Origin of the sequence: Marinilabilia rubra (genome assembly GCF_003121985.1) — a bacterium.
Classification (GTDB): Bacteria; Bacteroidota; Bacteroidia; order Bacteroidales; family Marinilabiliaceae; genus Marinilabilia; species Marinilabilia rubra.
The window spans coordinates 95,644-114,394 of sequence record NZ_QEWP01000004.1 but is presented as its reverse complement, the minus strand read 5'-3'; the positions used below and the strand labels follow the sequence as shown (position 1 = coordinate 114,394).

14 protein-coding genes are annotated in these 18,751 nt (G+C 38.8%); 7 read left to right on the top strand and 7 right to left on the bottom strand.

From position 1 onward, the window contains the following. Positions 1 to 365 precede the first annotated feature (365 nt). Positions 366 to 1,661, top strand: a complete 1,296-nt coding sequence (locus tag DDZ16_RS06780; protein WP_109263686.1) for a serine hydrolase domain-containing protein — start codon at positions 366 to 368, stop codon at positions 1,659 to 1,661. A gap of 750 nt (positions 1,662 to 2,411) precedes the next feature. On the opposite strand, the gene DDZ16_RS06775 is transcribed toward DDZ16_RS06780, so the two are convergent. Then, a complete protein-coding gene (locus DDZ16_RS06775) occupies positions 2,412 to 3,575 on the bottom strand; it encodes a tetratricopeptide repeat protein (protein ID WP_109263685.1) in 1,164 nt (387 codons plus the stop codon). A 35-nt stretch (positions 3,576 to 3,610) separates the two neighbouring features. Continuing rightward, the gene (gene gyrA, locus DDZ16_RS06770; protein WP_109263684.1) at positions 3,611 to 6,148 is read right to left on the bottom strand and encodes a DNA gyrase subunit A; all 2,538 of its coding nucleotides are present in this window, start codon (positions 6,146 to 6,148) and stop codon (positions 3,611 to 3,613) included. 263 nt (positions 6,149 to 6,411) lie between these two features. On the opposite strand from gyrA, the gene DDZ16_RS06765 reads away from it, so the two are divergent. Next, complete coding sequence (locus tag DDZ16_RS06765) at positions 6,412 to 8,982, top strand: ATP-dependent Clp protease ATP-binding subunit (protein ID WP_109263683.1); 2,571 nt, start codon at positions 6,412 to 6,414, stop codon at positions 8,980 to 8,982. A 62-nt stretch (positions 8,983 to 9,044) separates the two neighbouring features. On the opposite strand, the gene pyrI is transcribed toward DDZ16_RS06765, so the two are convergent. Together pyrI and pyrB are read right to left on the bottom strand one after the other, a co-directional pair. Next, positions 9,045 to 9,509 (bottom strand): aspartate carbamoyltransferase regulatory subunit, encoded by a 465-nt coding sequence (pyrI, locus tag DDZ16_RS06760; protein ID WP_109263682.1) that lies wholly within the window; start codon positions 9,507 to 9,509, stop codon positions 9,045 to 9,047. 48 nt (positions 9,510 to 9,557) lie between these two features. After that, on the bottom strand, positions 9,558 to 10,475 hold the full coding sequence (gene pyrB / locus DDZ16_RS06755; RefSeq protein WP_109263681.1) for an aspartate carbamoyltransferase: 918 nt from the start codon (positions 10,473 to 10,475) through the stop codon (positions 9,558 to 9,560). A gap of 460 nt (positions 10,476 to 10,935) precedes the next feature. Between pyrB and DDZ16_RS06745 the strand changes: the two genes are divergently transcribed. The 4 genes from DDZ16_RS06745 to DDZ16_RS06730 all read left to right on the top strand — a co-directional run bounded on the left by DDZ16_RS06745 (position 10,936) and on the right by DDZ16_RS06730 (position 14,763). Beyond that, positions 10,936 to 11,640, top strand: coding sequence for an SAM-dependent methyltransferase (locus DDZ16_RS06745; protein ID WP_109263679.1), 705 nt, complete (start codon positions 10,936 to 10,938; stop codon positions 11,638 to 11,640). 95 nt (positions 11,641 to 11,735) lie between these two features. After that, on the top strand, positions 11,736 to 12,119 hold the full coding sequence (locus DDZ16_RS06740; protein WP_109263678.1) for a BlaI/MecI/CopY family transcriptional regulator: 384 nt from the start codon (positions 11,736 to 11,738) through the stop codon (positions 12,117 to 12,119). Beyond that, entirely contained in the window at positions 12,116 to 13,393 is a 1,278-nt protein-coding gene (locus DDZ16_RS06735; protein WP_109263677.1) for a M56 family metallopeptidase, read from the top strand. The genes DDZ16_RS06740 and DDZ16_RS06735 overlap by 4 nt, the downstream gene beginning before the upstream one ends. 80 nt (positions 13,394 to 13,473) lie before the next feature. After that, complete coding sequence (locus DDZ16_RS06730; protein WP_109263676.1) at positions 13,474 to 14,763, top strand: tetratricopeptide repeat protein; 1,290 nt, start codon at positions 13,474 to 13,476, stop codon at positions 14,761 to 14,763. Here the strand turns inward: DDZ16_RS06730 and DDZ16_RS06725 are convergent. From DDZ16_RS06725 to DDZ16_RS06715, 3 genes are all read right to left on the bottom strand, one after another. After that, positions 14,760 to 15,860, bottom strand: a complete 1,101-nt coding sequence (locus DDZ16_RS06725; RefSeq protein ID WP_232526577.1) for an NUDIX domain-containing protein — start codon at positions 15,858 to 15,860, stop codon at positions 14,760 to 14,762. The two genes, DDZ16_RS06730 and DDZ16_RS06725, sit on opposite strands and share 4 nt — an antisense overlap. 101 nt (positions 15,861 to 15,961) lie before the next feature. Continuing rightward, on the bottom strand, positions 15,962 to 16,915 hold the full coding sequence (locus DDZ16_RS06720; protein ID WP_109263675.1) for a phosphoribosylaminoimidazolesuccinocarboxamide synthase: 954 nt from the start codon (positions 16,913 to 16,915) through the stop codon (positions 15,962 to 15,964). Positions 16,916 to 16,933: 18 nt separating this feature from the next. Then, the gene (locus DDZ16_RS06715; RefSeq protein ID WP_109263674.1) at positions 16,934 to 17,866 is read right to left on the bottom strand and encodes a PhoH family protein; all 933 of its coding nucleotides are present in this window, start codon (positions 17,864 to 17,866) and stop codon (positions 16,934 to 16,936) included. Positions 17,867 to 18,247: 381 nt separating this feature from the next. On the opposite strand from DDZ16_RS06715, the gene DDZ16_RS06710 reads away from it, so the two are divergent. Further along, entirely contained in the window at positions 18,248 to 18,724 is a 477-nt protein-coding gene (locus tag DDZ16_RS06710) for a hypothetical protein (RefSeq protein WP_109263673.1), read from the top strand. Positions 18,725 to 18,751 lie beyond the last annotated feature (27 nt).

Here is an 18,751-nt window from a genome sequence, read left to right as displayed (position 1 = left end):
AAATATTGTGAATTTCGAGTGCCCTAAAGAGCGTGATTTTGTTTTGCTCTTATCCTTTGTTAGAGAAGTAATCATTGATTAAGTTCTAACGCCCTGAATTATGATAACTAGTTGTGGTTGCTTATTACAGGTTTATTAATCAAAACAAAGAAACCTTTTTGGAAAGGATCCGTAGAATTTTTTTAGAGGATGTTATGTCTTGTTTTGTTTAAAACATTATTTTTGTAGATAACATCTTCACAGAGTTTATAATGAATTTAGGTCATTATATCCGAAATACTGTTTTTAGTTGAAAAGATAATAGATCGCGAAGAGAAGTTGGAAAGATTGCTGGCAGCAGTTTTTTTCGGTTATAATTTAATGTTATGAAAGGATCAGTAAAACTATCTTTGATTATAGCAGGTCTTTTGATAGGACTTGCATCTAAATATATCACAGGCCCGTCAATCCAGTCGTTTGGTACCGACTTTACACCTCCGGAGCCGGTGGCTACTTCATTACGCATTTCCGGTTTCTTCTCCGATGATCCGGTTTTTTCCTCAATAGATCATTCGGTCAAACGGTTTTTACAGCGGAACGAGATGGCTGGAGCCTCAGTGGCAATTGCTAAAGATGGAGAAATGGTCTTTTCTAAAGGATATGGTTGGGCCGATAAAAATAACCGAATTCGAATTGAACCTTATCATCTATTCAGGGTGGCCAGCGTTTCCAAACTCATTACTGCTGCCGGAATAATGAAGCTTTCAGAGCAACACAAGTTGAGTTTGGATGATAATGTTTTTGGACCTGATGGTATTCTTAATGAAGCTCCATTCGATTTCTATGTTGATAAAAAAGTAGAAGACATCAAAGTGATTCATCTGCTGAACCACTCCGGTGGCTGGACTAATAGGTGGGGAGATCCCATGTTTATTCCCCATGCTGTGGCGCGTGGCCTCAAAAAGGATTTACCTGTTGATGCAGAAGATATTATTCAGTTCATGTTAGGTAAACGTCTTCACTTTAAGCCAGGTACCCGATCTTCCTATTCAAACCTGGGCTATGCCATTTTAGGTAAGGTCATTGAAAAGGTTAGTGGAGAAGGGTATGAAAAATATATCAAGACAAATATCCTGTATCCACTGGGAATTTTTGATATGAGACTTGGTGGCAGTTATCTCACTGATCGTGCAGAACTTGAAGTTAAATATTATGAACCGGCTGATACATATTTAGTGAAGGACCATCAAAGCGATTCTAGAGTACAACGTTGCTATGGAGGCAATGATATTGAAACCCTGGGGCCTGCCGGAGGTTGGTTAGCATCCTCAACTGATTTGCTTAAATTTATGCTTGCTATTGACGGCATGAATCTCCCGGATGATATTCTCAATCAGGCATCTATTGATAAAATGACTACCCCCCAGAAGGCTTACTTAGATCCTATTGGCTGGAGGGGAATTAAACAGCATTCGTGGTACAGAACTGGTACTTTAGCGGGTACATCCGCTTTAATGGTTCGTCGTGATGATGGTGTATCTTATGTTATCCTTTTCAATAGCAGCACTTGGAAAGGCCCAATGCTATCATCTGATATTCGTCGGATGATGGATCGTGCCATCAGACAAATGCCTGAATGGCCTGACTACAACTTGCTGGATCTGGCAAGTTCCTGGGACTAGTGTCAAGTCAAGCATAGTCTGACGGGCCAAGCCTTGCTCTTTCTGCCTTGTGCTTCTCAAAAAAAGACTCACGTAGCCTACGGCTATGCTTACTTTTTTGTTGATTTGCACAAGGTGAAAAATAGCAGCAGCTTACCCGAAATTCTACACTTGACTTGACACTAGAGTGACATTTATTAAATTGGTTTACTAGAATTTTATGTGATTTTTTTCTTTATGCAAGGTGGGGGTTGCCAAGCATAACCTTGACTACGGTTAAAAGCCTCAACGAAGCAGAAAGGGGAAAAGTGCATGAAATCAGTAATCGTCCCACCAGGCTTAACTCAATCACAAGTGAATAGCAATATTTTCCTGATATCTGCTTTTTTGAAATCAATCGATTATTATATATTTTAACTCTGGTGTCCGGTTAAAAGGGTTTAGATTTTAATAACTTTTTGAAAGTTATTGCTTTACATGAATATTGCTTCGGACAAGGCCTAAATTCGCATTAAGAAAATACCGTCAAGAAAATCAGGGTCTATTACGTGTAGAAATCCCAACTTTATGAGCGAAGCGAGTTTTCGGATTTTTTCTTAATATCCCAATGGTTTTAATGGCTGCGGGTACTGAGTTACTGTTACTATGAATTTTCTCTCTGATTAATTTCTTTTCCCCTGTCTTATAATTTACATTATGTTAATTTTAAGTATTAAAAAATACGGGCTGAAATCCAACCCGTATTTTTTAATAATAATGATATTACTGCGATTAATTAGAACCTGCTCCTCCTGTTATTGAATCAAGTTTAGCAGAAATTTCATCGTATTTATCATTCATCTCGAAACGGTAATAAAGTCCTTTGAGGCTTTCCAAAACAGCTCTTTCTTCAGGCTTCACTTCATGAGCTTTTTCCATGTAAGGCAATGAAGTTTTAAACAAACTGTCCGCTTTGGTTTTTTCTTCTTTAAATTTGGCATGATCAGTTTCATCGTTTGCAACATTCATTTGCTCAATGGCTTTATTATAATAAATCACACCTAAATTATATAAGGCATCAAAGTAAGCCTCATCCTTTTCAAGGGCTTTTTTGTAATCTTCAATAGCCTTATCATATTTTTGGCTTTGATCATACAAAACTCCTCTTGCATAATAGTAAGTTGGATTTGAAGGATCGTTCTCTACAGCTTGATTCAAATAGCTCATAGCTTCTTCATTCTGCTGAGTCTCCAGATAGTAATTGATCAATTGAGTAAGCAATCGATCGTCCTCCGGATATTTTTCAAATCCTGTTTGAAGGTTTTCAGCCATTTTAGTGGAATCACCCATTGTACCATATACCTGGTGCAAAAGTAAAACAGCATCTCCTCCACCATAGTCATAGTTAATTGACTCTTCCAAATACTTGGCGGCGGTATCCCATTTTTTTGCATTGTATGCTGCCAATGCGGTATTATAGATAATGGCGGTATCAACCGTTGGGTTATCCTTCTGGAACATGTCCAGGTTATTTACTTTCAGCACATTCTCAAATGCTGTCATTGCATTTTCATAGTTCTGGTTATTAAAACCTTCGATACCGGCATTGGTCAATTCATTCAGAAAGAATGTCAAAGCAACTTTGATTTCGTTTTCAAAGCGCCCCTTATCAGCCTTGTCTAGTTCAATGGCTTTCATGTAATGATCAACTGCATCTTTAAGCAGTTGGATGTCATTCTCTTTCTTATATTTAGCGGCAGCAAGTTTGGCTGCTACAATATAAGTTTTTGGCCAATCTTTAGATCTTTTGTGCGTATAGGCCTCTTCCATTCTCTCTCCAGCTGCATCAATATCACCGTTTTCGATATAGGCTTCGGCAGCATTAACTTTACTTTTTTGTGCATGAACACTTGCTACTGCAAAAATCGCAAGTGCAAAAACTAATAGCTTTTTCATTGTTATCTGTTTTTGAGTGGAATTACAATATTAATTTATGATTTTTCTTCCTTATCTCCATTCTCATCATCTGCATCATCTGATTGTTTTTCAAGGATTCCAGATTCTGTAATATCTTCATCCAGCTTTTCTTCAGACAATACCTTTGCAACTGACGCAATCATATCCTGCTTCTTATCAAGATTGATAAGTCGAACCCCCTGAGTCGCACGGCCAGTAACACGTATATCTTCTACAGCAACGCGGATGGTAACGCCAGAGCGATTAATAATCATCAGATCATTGTCGTCATTGACACTCTTGATGGTAATCAAATCTCCTGTTTTTTCAGAAATTCGCATGGTTTTAACACCTTTACCTCCGCGATTGGTAATTCTGTAATCGTCAAGGCTGGAACGTTTTCCAAATCCTTTTTCTGAAACAACAAGAATATCGTCGTTTTCATCTTTTACACAAACCATGCCAACAACGTCGTCGGCGTCTGAGTCAAGGGAAACACCCCTCACTCCCAGCCCCTTACGGCCAATGCAGCGAACGTGAGATTCGTTAAACCTAATAGCGCGCCCCGACCTTGTTGCCATTAGAATCTCGCTTTCTCCATTTGTCAAACGTGCCTGAATAAGCTCATCATCTTCACGAATGCTTATAGCAATTACACCGGATTGACGCGGACGTGAATAATCTGCAAGCAATGATTTTTTGATGACCCCTTTTCGGGTTCCCATCATGATATAATGAGAATTAATAAAATCTTCGTCATTTAGCTTTTTAACCCTGATAAAAGCCTTGACAGTGTCATCCGGATCTATCTGCAATAGATTCTGAATGGCACGACCTTTTGAATTTTTGCTTCCTTCCGGAATTTCGTAGACTTTCAGCCAGAAACAACGTCCGCGTTTGGTGAAGAACATCATTGTATTATGCATTGAAGCAGGATAAATGTGTTCAATGAAGTCTTCATCACGAGTTGTACTTCCCTTGGCACCCACTCCACCTCTGTGTTGAGTGCGGAATTCAGCCAGAGGGGTACGTTTAATATATCCCATATGAGAAATGGTAATAATCATTTGCTCATCGGCATAAAAATCTTCAGGATTGAATTCTTCAGAAGAATAAACGATATCTGTACGTCTGGGATCATTATACTTCTCTTTAATCTGAAGCATTTCATTTTTTATAATCTCCATGCGCAATTCAACCCTGGCCAGGATATCTTTGAGACGATCGATTTCTTTCAGCAATGATTCGTACTCAGCTCTCAGCTTATCCTGTTCAAGTCCGGTGAGTTGTCGAAGTCGCATATCAACAATGGCCCTGGCTTGAATATCAGTAAGTTCAAAGCGTTCAATCAATTTTGCCCTCGCTTCGTCAGGACTTTGAGCGGCACGGATAATTTTAATGACCTCGTCAATATTATCACTGGCGATAATTAATCCCTCAAGGATGTGAGCTCTTTTTTCAGCTTGATCCAGTTCAAACTGAGTACGGCGGGTCACGACATCGTGGCGGTGCTCAACAAAATTCTGGACAATTCCTTTTAAATTGAGAAGCTGTGGACGACCATGTACAAGTGCAATACAATTAACACCAAACGAAGACTGAAGGGCTGTGTATTTATAAAGATGATTCAACACAACATTGGCAATAGCATCTTTCTTCAGATCAATTACGATACGCATTCCCTCACGGTCCGACTCATCGTTGACATTTGAAATACCTTCAACCCTCTTTTCATTAACAAGGTCAGCTATCTTAACAATAAGTTCAGCTTTATTGACCATGTATGGGATCTCGGTAATTACAATTTTCTCACGCCCGTTTTTATCAGTTTCGATTTCCGATTTAGCCCTGATAACAATTCGTCCACGACCTGTTTCATAACCATCTTTAACCCCCTGGTAACCATAAATAGTACCACCGGTCGGAAAATCAGGCGCTTGTATAACCTTAATTAATTCCTCAATTTCAATCTCAGGATTATCAATGTATGCCACAATGGCATCAATCGAATTTCCAAGATTATGAGGAGGCATGTTGGTTGCCATACCTACAGCAATACCTGATGTGCCATTTACCAAAAGTGCCGGAATACGAGTTGGCAATACAGTTGGTTCTTTCAGCGAATCGTCGAAGTTATACTGATAGTCAACCGTATTTTTTTCAATATCTCCGAGCATTTCTTCTGAAAGACGGTTCATGCGTGCTTCAGTATAACGCATAGCTGCCGGACTGTCTCCATCGACAGATCCCATATTACCCTGTCCGTCAACAAGCATATAACGCATAGACCAGGGCTGAGCCATTCTTACCATAGCATGGTATACCGAGGAATCCCCGTGAGGGTGGTACTTACCAAGTACCTCTCCTACAATCCTTGCCGATTTTTTGTAAGGTTTTGTAGGAGACATTCCCAATTCATGCATTCCGTATAGTACACGCCGGTGTACAGGTTTTAAACCATCCCGAACATCGGGTAAGGCGCGGGAAACGATGACAGACATCGAATAATCGATGTAAGCCGATTGCATTTCCTCTTCAATGTTAATTTTAATTATTCTTTCTCCATCAGCCATTTAAATAGTCTTTAGATGAGTCTGAAATAAAAAAAAGGCCTCCCATTAGGGCCAATTTTTTTGCCGCCCTAAATTAATCATTTCCCCCCGAACAGTAAAACAACCGGGCCTGTTTTTTAAAGGCTACGCTATCTTGGGAGTTTTGCTCATTTTATAGTATTTTTGAAATATAAATAAACTCTGCAATTATGACACTGTTATAATGTGTAGCACAGTTTTTGAATTGAATTCCCGAACAACCAAAACTAGGAGAAAGGAAAAATATGGATTTAAACTTTTCATCTAAAATACGAGAAGTCCTTAATTTTAGTCGCCAGGAAGCCTCCAGACTTGGAAATCCTTTTTTGGCTCCTGAGCATTTGATGCTTGGGGTACTAAATGACCCTGAAAGTAAAGCTGGAAAGGTATTGGACCAACTCGATGTTGATTTTGAACAAGTACGTGATACTATTGAAAGACGAATAAAAGAACACACTCCGTTGAACCAAAAGGACCAGTTACCTCTTTTAAAGTCAACGGAACAAATTTTGAAACTTGTTCACTTGGAAGCCAGGGCCCTGAAAAGTCCAAAAGTTAACACGCTACATCTTTTGCTGGCCCTGCTAAAAGATAGTGGCAGTACAATTTCTGAAATTATGAAGGATTACGACGTAAAATATGACCAACTGAGGTCTATGGCTGAAAAGGCCTCCCCCCAAGGGAAAGCCCAACTTCCGGATGATGATGATTCTGACTCTCCCTTCTCTAATCAGGGTGGCGGCGGAGGTGGCCATGAAGGAGGAAAATCAGGTTCCGGAAAACCCGGTTCTGACACTCCGGTATTGGACAACTTTGGTATTGACATCACCCGTGCAGCAGAGGAAGGCCGTTTAGATCCCATTGTTGGTCGTGGCAGAGAAATTGAACGATTGGCTCAGATTCTCAGCCGCCGCAAAAAGAACAACCCTGTTCTTATCGGTGAACCGGGGGTTGGTAAATCTGCAATTGCGGAAGGTTTGGCCCTGCGGATTATTGACAAAAAAGTATCCAGGGTTCTGTTTGATAAACGTGTGGTTACTCTTGATTTGGCTTCAATTGTTGCAGGTACAAAGTACCGGGGGCAGTTTGAAGAGAGAATCAAGGCCATTCTCAACGAGTTATCCAAGAATCCCAATATCATTTTATTCATTGATGAGATTCATACCATTGTTGGCGCCGGAGGTGCCACCGGCTCACTGGATGCTGCCAATATGTTGAAACCGGCTCTAGCCAGAGGAGAAATACAATGTATTGGTGCCACAACATTGGATGAATATCGCCAGCACATTGAAAAAGATGGTGCTCTGGAACGTCGATTCCAGAAAGTAATGATAGAACCGACAACTGTTGATGAAACCGTTGAAATTCTCAATAATATTAAAGAGAAATACGAGGACCATCACAATGTTAACTTCACACCTGAAGCAATTGGAGCTTGTGTGAAGCTGACGGAACGCTATATTTCAGACAGGCACTTGCCAGATAAAGCTATTGATGCCATGGATGAAGCAGGTTCCCGGGTTCATATAAGTAATATTGTTGTTCCTGAAACCATTCTTGAGCTTGAAGAAAAAATTGAGGAAACCAAAGAAAATAAAATCAAAGCAGTTAAAGCTCAGAACTTTGAGTTGGCAGCAAGTTTCCGGGATAAAGAAAAATCTTTGATTGATGAATTGGAGAACTCAAAAGCCAAATGGGAAGAAGAACTTCAAAAACATCGCGAAACGGTGGATGCTGAAAAAGTAGCTGAAGTAGTAGCTATGATGACTGGTATTCCTGTTCAGCGTGTAGCTCAGGCAGAAGGTAGCAGATTACTGCAAATGGGCGATCAGCTCAAAGGCAAAGTGGTTGGTCAGGATGATGCTATTGTGAAAATAGTCAAGGCCATTCAACGAAACCGTGCCGGACTAAAAGACCCCAACAGGCCTATTGGTTCTTTTGTATTTCTTGGACCCACTGGAGTTGGAAAAACTCATTTGGCTAAAATTCTTGCTCAATATCTTTTCGATACCACTGATGCATTGATTAGAATTGACATGAGTGAGTACATGGAAAAATTCAGTGTATCAAGACTTGTTGGAGCCCCTCCGGGATACATCGGTTACGAAGAGGGTGGCCAGCTTACTGAAAAGGTACGCCGTCGTCCCTACTCTGTTGTATTGCTTGACGAGATAGAGAAAGCTCACCCCGATGTATTTAATATCCTTCTGCAAGTGCTTGACGAAGGTCGATTAACTGATAGTCTCGGGCGCCGTGTTGATTTCAAAAACACCATTATTATAATGACTTCTAATATTGGTACGAGAGAATTGAAGGACTTTGGCCGTGGCATTGGATTTTCAACAGGAAATCGTCCAAGCGATTCGGATCACGCCAAGAGTGTTATCGAGAAAGCTCTTAAAAAGGCATTTGCACCGGAATTTCTGAACCGTATTGATGATGTTGTCATCTTCAATAGTCTTGAAAAAGATGATATACGCAAAATTATTGATATTGAGCTAAAAGGTCTTTATCAGCGTGTTGAATCTCTTGGCTACAAGCTTGAGCTTTCAGATGAAGCTAAGGATTTTATTGCCTCTAAGGGATATGATGTTCAGTACGGAGCTCGTCCTCTGCGCCGGGCCATTCAGAAATATCTTGAAGACGAGATGGCTGAGGTAATAATTCAGGCCTCTATCAGTGAGGGTGATATTATAAAAGTTGACTTTGATCAGGAAAAAGAAAAAATAACAACTAATATTGAAACGTTGCCGGAAAAATTCTCCGATAAAGATGACGGAGAAAAAGAGAAATCCGGAGAAGCTAAAAACAATTAAAAATAGAAAGGCTGACATTAAAAAAAATGTCAGCCTTCTTTTTATTCATAAATAACTTAAAACTATGAAGCTTCAAATCTCAATTCTTCCTGTGTCGTGATTTTTTCACAGTAATGACATCTTAATGCCACATCCTTTTTATTAATCACATTGAAATGTGTTGTAATTGCCTCATTATTAGTTACACATTTCGGATTAAAACATTTTACTATTCCCACAATGGCATCAGGAATGGTAACATCCCGTTTTTCAACAACTTCATAATCTTTAATTACACTTAACCGTGCATGAGGGGCCACAAGTGAGATCTTATTGATTTCATAATCTTCAAAAAACACTTCAGATACTTTTATTATAGCCTTTTGTCCAAGTTTTTTGCTGTCCAGATTGGCTCCAAAAGTAACCTGTGTGGTTATTTTATCTAATCCAAGTATTGTGATAACCTTAAATAAGTTTTCGGAGGGAATGTGGTCAATTACAGTCCCATTCTCAATTGCGCTTACTTTTAGCTCTTTATAATGTGCCATTTTAGTCATTTTTTTGTTCTCTCGATGGAGAAATAATAAAACCCACTTTTATTTCATTCCCATTAAGGCGGCCATAATAGCCATGCGTGCAAAAACACCATTTCTTGCCTGATCAAAATAATAGGCTTTGGGACTTGTATCTACATCTGTATGTATTTCATTCACCCTGGGTAATGGGTGAAGAACCCGCATGTTGGCTTTGGTATTATTAAGCATTTGCTTTCTTAATACATATGCGTTTTTTACCCTTTCATATTCCATTGGGTCCGAAAAACGCTCCTTTTGAACCCTTGTCATGTAAATGATATCTGCCTCATCAATAATTTCCGAAAGTTCCCCATGTTCATAATAAGGAATCCCATTCTCCTCCAGAAACATTTTGTACTCACGGGGCATCCGTAGCTCTTCGGGGGATACAAAATGAAATGTAGGATTGAAATTTGAAAGAGCCATCAATAAAGAATGGACCGTTCTTCCATATTTAAGATCACCTACAAGGAAAATATTCAGGTTTTCTAATCCACCCTGCGTTTTTTGGATGGAATACAGGTCCAACATGGTTTGGGTGGGATGTTGATTGGCTCCGTCTCCTGCGTTAATGACAGGTACAAGAGACTGTTCTGAAGCATAGCGCGCACTGCCTTCCAGGGGATGTCGCATCACAATAAGATCAGCGTATCGGCTTACCATTTGTATGGTATCTTTCAGACTTTCCCCTTTGGTTGTTGACGAGGATGCTGAATCAGAAAAACCTACAACCCTGCCTCCCAGTCGGTTAATGGCTGTTTCAAAACTCAACCGGGTACGTGTTGATGGTTCAAAAAAGAGACTTCCAACAACCTTACCCTGAAGTAACGGTTGATTGGGATTTTTTTCAAATTCTTCAGCAAGTCTTAGCACGTGAAGAATTTCTTCTTTACTGAAATCATTGATGGAGACTAAACTCCGGTTCTTCATCTGAAGCATGGGTATTCTTTATGATGGTTTAAAAATAGTGTTTCCAAACAATATTGCACAAAAAAAGACCCGATCAATAAAATGACCAGGTCTTTTAATATGAATATCTTCGAAATAGAAATGGCGAAGCACTCTGCGGATGCAGAAAGCGTTTCGGTGTTTGTTCACCAGAAATACCGGCTTATTTCCTATTTCCTGTTTTAATGTCATACCGGGCATCAAAGCTACATCTTTTTTTCTATTCTGTAAAGTGCAAACACAAAATGGTCACAAAGATTATGAAGCTTTTTAAAAAGAAAATTTCCCTTCTCGTATTATAAATATATTGAAATTTTCTTCATATAATAACGATTTGTGAAAGATGTGGAAATCTGATCTTAATTTCTTTGGAATCATGACACTTCTTAATCATACTTAAGGTTCCACAGGTCTTTTTATTTCCCTATTTTTGCCCAAATTTAAAACAATTATGAAGGGAAAACTCTATATGATTCCCAATCATCTGGGAAATGAAAATACGGCATTAACAATACCCTCGGAGGTTGCCGCCATGGCTTGCCAGTTTCGCTATTTTATTGTCGAAAATCTTCGAACTGCCCGTCGTTACTTGCGGTTGCTTGATAGCAATATGGATATTGATGCCTCCTCTTTTTTTGTTTTGGATAAACATACCGGTCCCAAAGAATATGCTTCCTTCCTGAATCCTATACTAGATGGCCAGGACATAGGTGTAATATCCGAGGCAGGGTGTCCCGGAGTAGCCGATCCCGGGGCAGAGATCGTAAAAATTGCCCATCAAAAAAACATTGAAGTTGTACCCCTTGTTGGCCCCTCCTCTATCCTATTGGCTTTAATGGGTTCCGGAATGAACGGACAAAATTTTGCTTTCAACGGTTATTTGCCAATTGACAAAACTGAGCGTACCAAAGCCATTAAGCATCTGGAAGCCAGAAGTACAAAAGAAAAACAAACGCAGCTTTTTATTGAAGCTCCTTATCGCAACAACGCTTTGGCCCAGGATATACTAAAGCATTGTCGTCCGGATACTCTATTGTGTATTGCCTGCAATGTTACACTTTCCGAGGAATTGATTGTAACCAAACCAGTATCCGCCTGGAAAGGCAAATTACCTGATTTGCATAAGAAACCAACCATGTTTTTAATACAGGCATAATCCGCACACATCATCCTTTAATAATATTTAACAGTGAATTGGTTGATCAACTAAGGTTTTAGTTGTAATTTTAAACTAAACATTTAGTTGAATCCATGAAAGAACTAACAAAAGCAGAAGAACAAATAATGCACCGGCTATGGCAAATGGACAATGCCACAGTGAGACAAATCATCGATCAGCTTCCTGAGCCGGCACCGGCTTACAATACCGTATCTACCATCGTGCGCATATTGGAAAGGAAAGGGTTTGTAGACCATATTGCTGAGGGTAAAGGTCACGTTTATTTTACTATTATTTCCAAACAAGAGTATACCAGAAAGTTTATGAAACGCTTTATAAGCAACTACTTTGAAAATTCATTCAAAAACCTTGTCTCATTTTTTGCAAAAAACGACAAAATGGATCTAAATGAATTCGATGATCTGGTAGCTGAAGTGCGTAAGGAATTGGAAAACAATAAAAACAAAAGACAATGATTAGTTTTTCAAACTGGCTTTATGAGTCATCGGTATTAGTAGCGGGAATAGTACTTGTTTTTCAGGTATTTCTTAAGGGAAGGACCACCTTTTCATTCAACCGCATTTTCATCCTGGGGGGACTAATTATTGCTCTAATTCTCCCCTTTTCTCCGGCCGACTGGTTTCTATCCGGAAATGAATCCAATAAAATTTCAATGCTGATGGATCCGGTAACAGTTACCTCAAATAACATAAAGGCTTTAATAACAAGCCCTTTCACCAATTGGGATGTTGTTAAGCTGCTTTATTTTTCCGGAGTAATTTTGCTATTGTTCAGACTGGTGTATGGATTGGTAAAACTTGGCTTATTGTCCAAATCTGCCGAATTTGTCCACCACGGAAGATTTAAACTAGCTTTTTTGCCAGGCGATTTCAGCCCATTTTCCTTTTTCAATATGATTTTTATCGAAAAGAATACATTTAGCGAAGAGGAATTAAAACAAATCATTGCCCATGAAACTTCTCATTCACGAAAATGGCATTCTTTGGATGTGATTCTGCTTGAATCAGTTATTATTTTTCAATGGTTCAATCCTTTCGTATGGTTTCTGAGTCGCAGTTTAAAGGAAATTCATGAATTCCAGGCGGATCGTGAAGTATTAAAACGGGGAACTCCATTAATTAACTACAAAAGGCTGTTGCTTTATCAGCGCACCGGAGAACGTCTGGATCTGGTGAATAGTTTTCACAAATCATTCATTAAAAAACGATTTATCATGATGACTAAAAATAACAATCCATCCAGACGTAATATTGTTCTTGCCTCTACAGCAGTGATGATATTCTTTATTTGCTTTATGTCTTGCAATAAAGCTAATAATGAGGTGAATAACCTTTATCAGGAAAACGTTGAAATTTCCAAATCAACTTCCGGAACCAAGGTATATAATATGGCAGATGAGATGCCAGAATACCCGGGAGGAAGTCAGAAATTACGTTCTTTTTTGGCAAATAATACTCAATACCCTCAAAAGGCAATAAAAAATAAGTACGAAGGGCGGGTATATGTGAAATTTGTAATTAGCGAGAAAGGGGAAGTTAAAAATGCTGAGATTGCCAGAAGCTCAGGTCACATTATATTAGATGAGGAAGCTCTTCGCGTTGTTGAAAGTCTTCCTGCATGGACTCCTGGTAAATTTCAAGGTGAAAAGGTAAGTGTCAACTATACTGTTCCCATCAATTTCAGGATATCGGACAGCAACGCTGGGGAAAACGACAAATCTGAGAAATAAAAATTTTCATTATAGAATTACCTCCAGATTTTTTTTAATTAATAAGTCTGGAGGTGTTTTTACTCACTTAAACCTTAATTATGAAAACTCTTTCCACAATCATTTTTTCCCTGATTCTAACCTCACAGTTTTCTTCCGCTGTAGAATTTATTAATGCTGACACAACTGATACTGTTACTGCGGTTGACACCCTTACTCAGATTAATACCCCTGAAATTTTATCCCCCGACATAGTCTCCAGGCGCATCGAAAAAGCCAGGCGATTAATGAAAGAGTACAAAATTGACAGAGCCATTGACCTTTTGGAGAAAACCTATTCGGAGGATTCCTCCTCTGTTCAATTGGTAAAAGAACTTGAAGAAATATACTACAAAACATCAGAGAACAATAAAGCATTAGAGTTAGTAAATCTTTTGCTAAAGCAGGGACTAGACAGCTCAGTTTACATGCCTCATAAAGCTTTAATACTAAAGAAGGAAGGTGACTTTAGAGCATCAAAGCCCGTTTTCCAATCACTTATAAAAGCAGATAGTACAAATACGTTTTTTCTTAACACAATAGCCGAAGTATATCAAGATCTCGGCAAAACAGATAGTTCTCTGATATTTTATACAAAGAGTGCAGAAACTATCCCAAAGTCTGTTACTCTTTATAAGGCAGGAAAATTACTTCTTGGTAAGGAGAGAGCAAATGAGGCTTTAAATTTCATGGGAAATTACTACAATCCTGAAATTCAGCAATCTAAGCCTTTAAGAAGGCTAATAGGGCAAGCCTTTTATTTAACCGACAATATAGAAAAATCGATTGCCCTTTTTTCTGAGTTATACACCAAGGGAGATTCTTCCTTCATTACTACCAAATTCCTCGGAATGAGTTACCGAAAAGACGGCCAATTCATAAAAGGAGAAGAAGTATTGAGAATTGCTGCTTTTCAGAATCCCAATGATTTTTTGGTCTTTTTTAATCTTGGCATTTGCTGTAGAAAAATTGGGTTGGTAAATGAAAGTGAAAAACACTTCAACACAGCTATGAATCTTGCTTCCACTCCATTGGTGGTTAAAGTCATGATCAATACTGAGTTAGCTGAAACTTATGAAAAGCAGATGAGATGGGAAAAGGCACTAGCGCTCTATCAGGAAATTCTTGAGGCAGATCCCTCTAATCTTTCAATTAGAATGAAAGCACTGTTTGTACTTGACTATCAGATAAAAGACAGAGAACAAGCACTAAATGAATATAAGGTAACCCTCAAGATGTTTGAAGAAGATACCACCAATTCTGATCATTATAACAACCAATTGAAGGATTACCTGAAACGCCGCATCAATAAAATCGAGAAAGAGGAATTTTGGAAGGGAGGAGAAAGCTAAACAACCTGAGCCTGAGTTTTATAAAAGTGAGCTTCAAACCTTAAAAACTCATTCTCGAAATTTGGTGTAAAAACGCTTTTTCCAATATTCTCCTTTATTTCTTCAAAAGTCCATATTCTACCTCCATCCAGTTCGTCTGGATTGGGGGTAATTTTTTCTTCGAAAGATTTAGCGAAAACAAAAACCAATTCTTTCTCAATCTTACTACGCCACAAATAGCGCCCAACAGGAATAGCTCCTTCGGCATTAATTCCTATTTCCTCACGGGTCTCACGCTTTAAAGCTGATTGAATATCTTCATTGATGGCCACATGGCCTCCAACAGCTGTGTCCCATTTTCCGGGCTGAACCTTTTTATGCATTGGACGTTTTTGAAGCCACAATCCATCTGAGGTAACCACCTGAACGTGCACAACAGGGTGTAACCATTTCACTTTTCCGTTATGAACCAAACTCCGGGGTGCCTGCCCTTGTAATTTTCCTTCTTCATCTACGATGGGAAGCCACTCCTCCCTACTCCATTTTTTGCGGCGTTGCTGATTCGAAATCCAAGAAATTCCCAGCAACAAGGCTACTAAGATATAAAAACCCGGTCCACTTATTGCTGCCCACCAGGCATGAGGCATCCAAAGAGCGGCTCCAAGAGTAAGAAAGGTATGCGCTGCCATTAGCCAGAAAAAAACTTTCAGCATTTGTTGCATTAACCACGATTCAAAAGGGCCGGTCATCAATCCTTTAAAATACCGTTGGCTCATAATCATTACCAAATTGTGGTCGGAAAAAGCCGAATAACCAATAAGCAGCAAAATAGCAGCACCGATGAAAACCGGCTTCAATTTAAAAAGTAAGGCATTGTCAAACAATATGGCCAATCCCCCTAAAACGACCAGAAAGCCCACATCCATTAAGATAAACTTATCGACCCTTTTTTCGCGGAACCAAAACCAAATCAACTGACTAAAACCTAACCCCAAAGCGGCTAATAATCCTGATGTAGTTCCCCAAATAAGTTCAACACCAACAAATAATAAAAGGGGCAACATTCCCGGCAATAATTTTCCGGCCAAAGAAATCTTTTTGCTAGCTGAAAGTTTCACAGCGTAAAATTTTAAAAAAGAAACGCAGATATATCAGAGAGGCTAAACAAAAGCCATCGATAAATTCTAATCCCTGATATCTCTGCGTCGATATGAATAGTTTATTTTAAAAGGCCGTTAAGATATTCTGTAACGTTCTTTTCAATTCTTCCGGCGACATCTTCAGCTTTTGCTTTTTCAAAAGTTTCACCAGTAATTTTCTCAAACAATTCAATGTACCGTTCCGAAACTTCCTTGATATAAGCTTCATTCATATCTGGTACTTTTTGTCCGTCTTTTCCTTCAAATCCATTTTCAATAAGCCACTGACGAACAAACTCCTTAGACAATTGTCTTTGTTTTTCGCCGTTTTTCAAACGCTCTTCATATCCGTCTGCATAGAAATAACGTGAAGAATCAGGGGTATGAATTTCATCAATCAGGTAAATTTTTCCATCTTTTTTACCAAATTCATACTTGGTGTCCACCAAAATCAATCCCTTTTCAGCGGCCATTTCAGAACCACGTTGAAACAACTCACGCGTGTATTTTTCCAGCATTGCATAATCATCTTCGCTTACTAATCCCTGTTTCAGGATTTCTTCGCGTGAAATGTCTTCATCATGGCCCACATCCGCTTTTGTTGTTGGAGTGATGAGAGGTTGATCAAACTTTTGGTTTTCAACCATTCCCTCAGGTAAAGGATTTCCGCAAAGTTCTCTTTTTCCTGACTTATACTCACGCCAGGCATGTCCTGTAAGGTATCCGCGAATAACCATTTCCACTTTGAATGGCTCACAGAAATGGCCTACTGTTACCATAGGATCGGGAGTTTCCACCTTCCAGTTGGGTACGATATCGGCAGTTGCATCAAGGAATTTGGCCGCAATCTGGTTTAACACCTGTCCCTTAAAAGGAACCCCTTCAGGTAATACCACATCAAAAGCTGAGATGCGGTCAGAAACTACCATCACCAGGTAATTGTCATCGATGTTGTAAACATCACGAACTTTCCCTTTGTAAACGTCTTTTTGACGGGGAAAATTAAAGTTGGTCTTTACAATAGCGTTTTGCATAGATATGAAAATATTGAGTTATTCTTTTTCGTAAGCTTCAACTATGTCTGTCACCAATCTGTGTCGGACAATATCTTTAACAGAAAATTTAATGCGCTCAATGCCCTTAATTCCTTTAAGAATACGCATAGCCTGAACCAATCCGGAGGTCATAGGATTTGGCAAGTCAATTTGGGTAATGTCACCTGTTACAACAAACTTGGCACTAGTCCCCATCCTGGTCAAAAACATTTTCAACTGATTTGTCGTCGTATTTTGGGCTTCATCCAATATCACAAAAGCATTATTAAGCGTACGCCCCCTCATATATGCCAGAGGAGCTATTTGTATTGTTCCGTTTTCCATGTACTCTTTAAGCTTCACTGCAGGGATCATATCCTGCAAAGCATCGTAAAGTGGTTGCAAATAGGGATCAATTTTCTCTTTCATATCCCCGGGTAAAAAACCCAGTTTTTCTCCTGCTTCAACAGCAGGGCGACTTAAAATAATCCGTCTTACAACTCTACTCTTAAGGGCTTTCACAGCTAAAGCAATTGCCGTATAAGTTTTTCCTGAACCTGCCGGTCCAACGGCAAACATCAGATCATTATTCTCATAGGCCTCTACCAGCTTACGTTGATTTTCAGTTCTTGCTTTAATCGGTTTGCCGTTCACTCCAAATAGGATGGTATCGTCCGGACTTTCAGACTGAATAACTCTCTCCCCTTTTAAAATATCATTAATTGAATCTTCTTTGAGTACATTATACCGTTCATAATGTTCGAGAAGTTGATTGATTTTTTCTTCGAAATCGGCGACTTCCTCCGCTTCACCCATGGCTTTGAGCCAATTACCCCTGGCTACAATCCTTAATTTGGGGAATCCAGCTTTAATCAAATCGAGTTTACTGTTTTTAACTCCTAAAAACTCAACTAAATCAACTGATTCAAGATATATAAGCTTTTCTATCATACAGTTTTCATTCTCCTGTTTTTCCGTTGCAAATTAACAACATTTTGGGAAAATAAAACAGCTAAAACGGTAGTATTCCATCAATCTTTCTGCTTGTTTCTGCGCATAAATAAATTTGTACCATCCATTATTATTACAAATGAAAGGAGTATGTCTCCAATAGCTTCAAAAGGGCATGTAAAAAATCAACTTTGCGAGTTCCCTGCCAACCGTTCAGGCAGCCACCAGATCAATAACTTATACAGATTATTTGCGGATGGAAAGAAAATTCATAAAATACCCACAACTAATTATTAAATAAAAATCAGGATATCAATTGAAAATTAGTTGAACATTAATTAAATTGAAATTGTTTTGAAAGAAGTAAAATAATACTTAAATATGGAAAATTCAGATAGCCAAAATAGGTTTAGAAAAATTCTGGAAGGTTTTAAGGAAGCTGATGATTTTAATGCCTCATTTAAAGAATTTTTTATTGACAGGTTATGTAGAATTATTGAAGACAGGTATCCTACTTTAGAGTTTAGCGAAAAAATGGCGGAACATTTGGTGCTATATGCTGAAAATACTATAAGTTATACAGAGTCAGTCATTGATAAAGATGCTTCCTTCCCGGATTTTAGAAAAAAAGAAGAAGTCATTCGGATGAAATCTGTAGTTAAAAAACTTCCGGACTTTTGTGAAGACACAGAATTTGTCGACAGGATAAATTCTGAAGCAAAAATGTGCATGGTAAAATTCTTCCCTGAAATATATGATTTATCGGGAGACGGGTTTAGATTGCTGGATGTCAATGCCAGGTTTTTTAACCATGGCTTTTTGAGTAACCTATCTGAAACCCGTGAAACTGTGCGGTAGGATATCTGCCTTTTTTTCTTTTGCTGG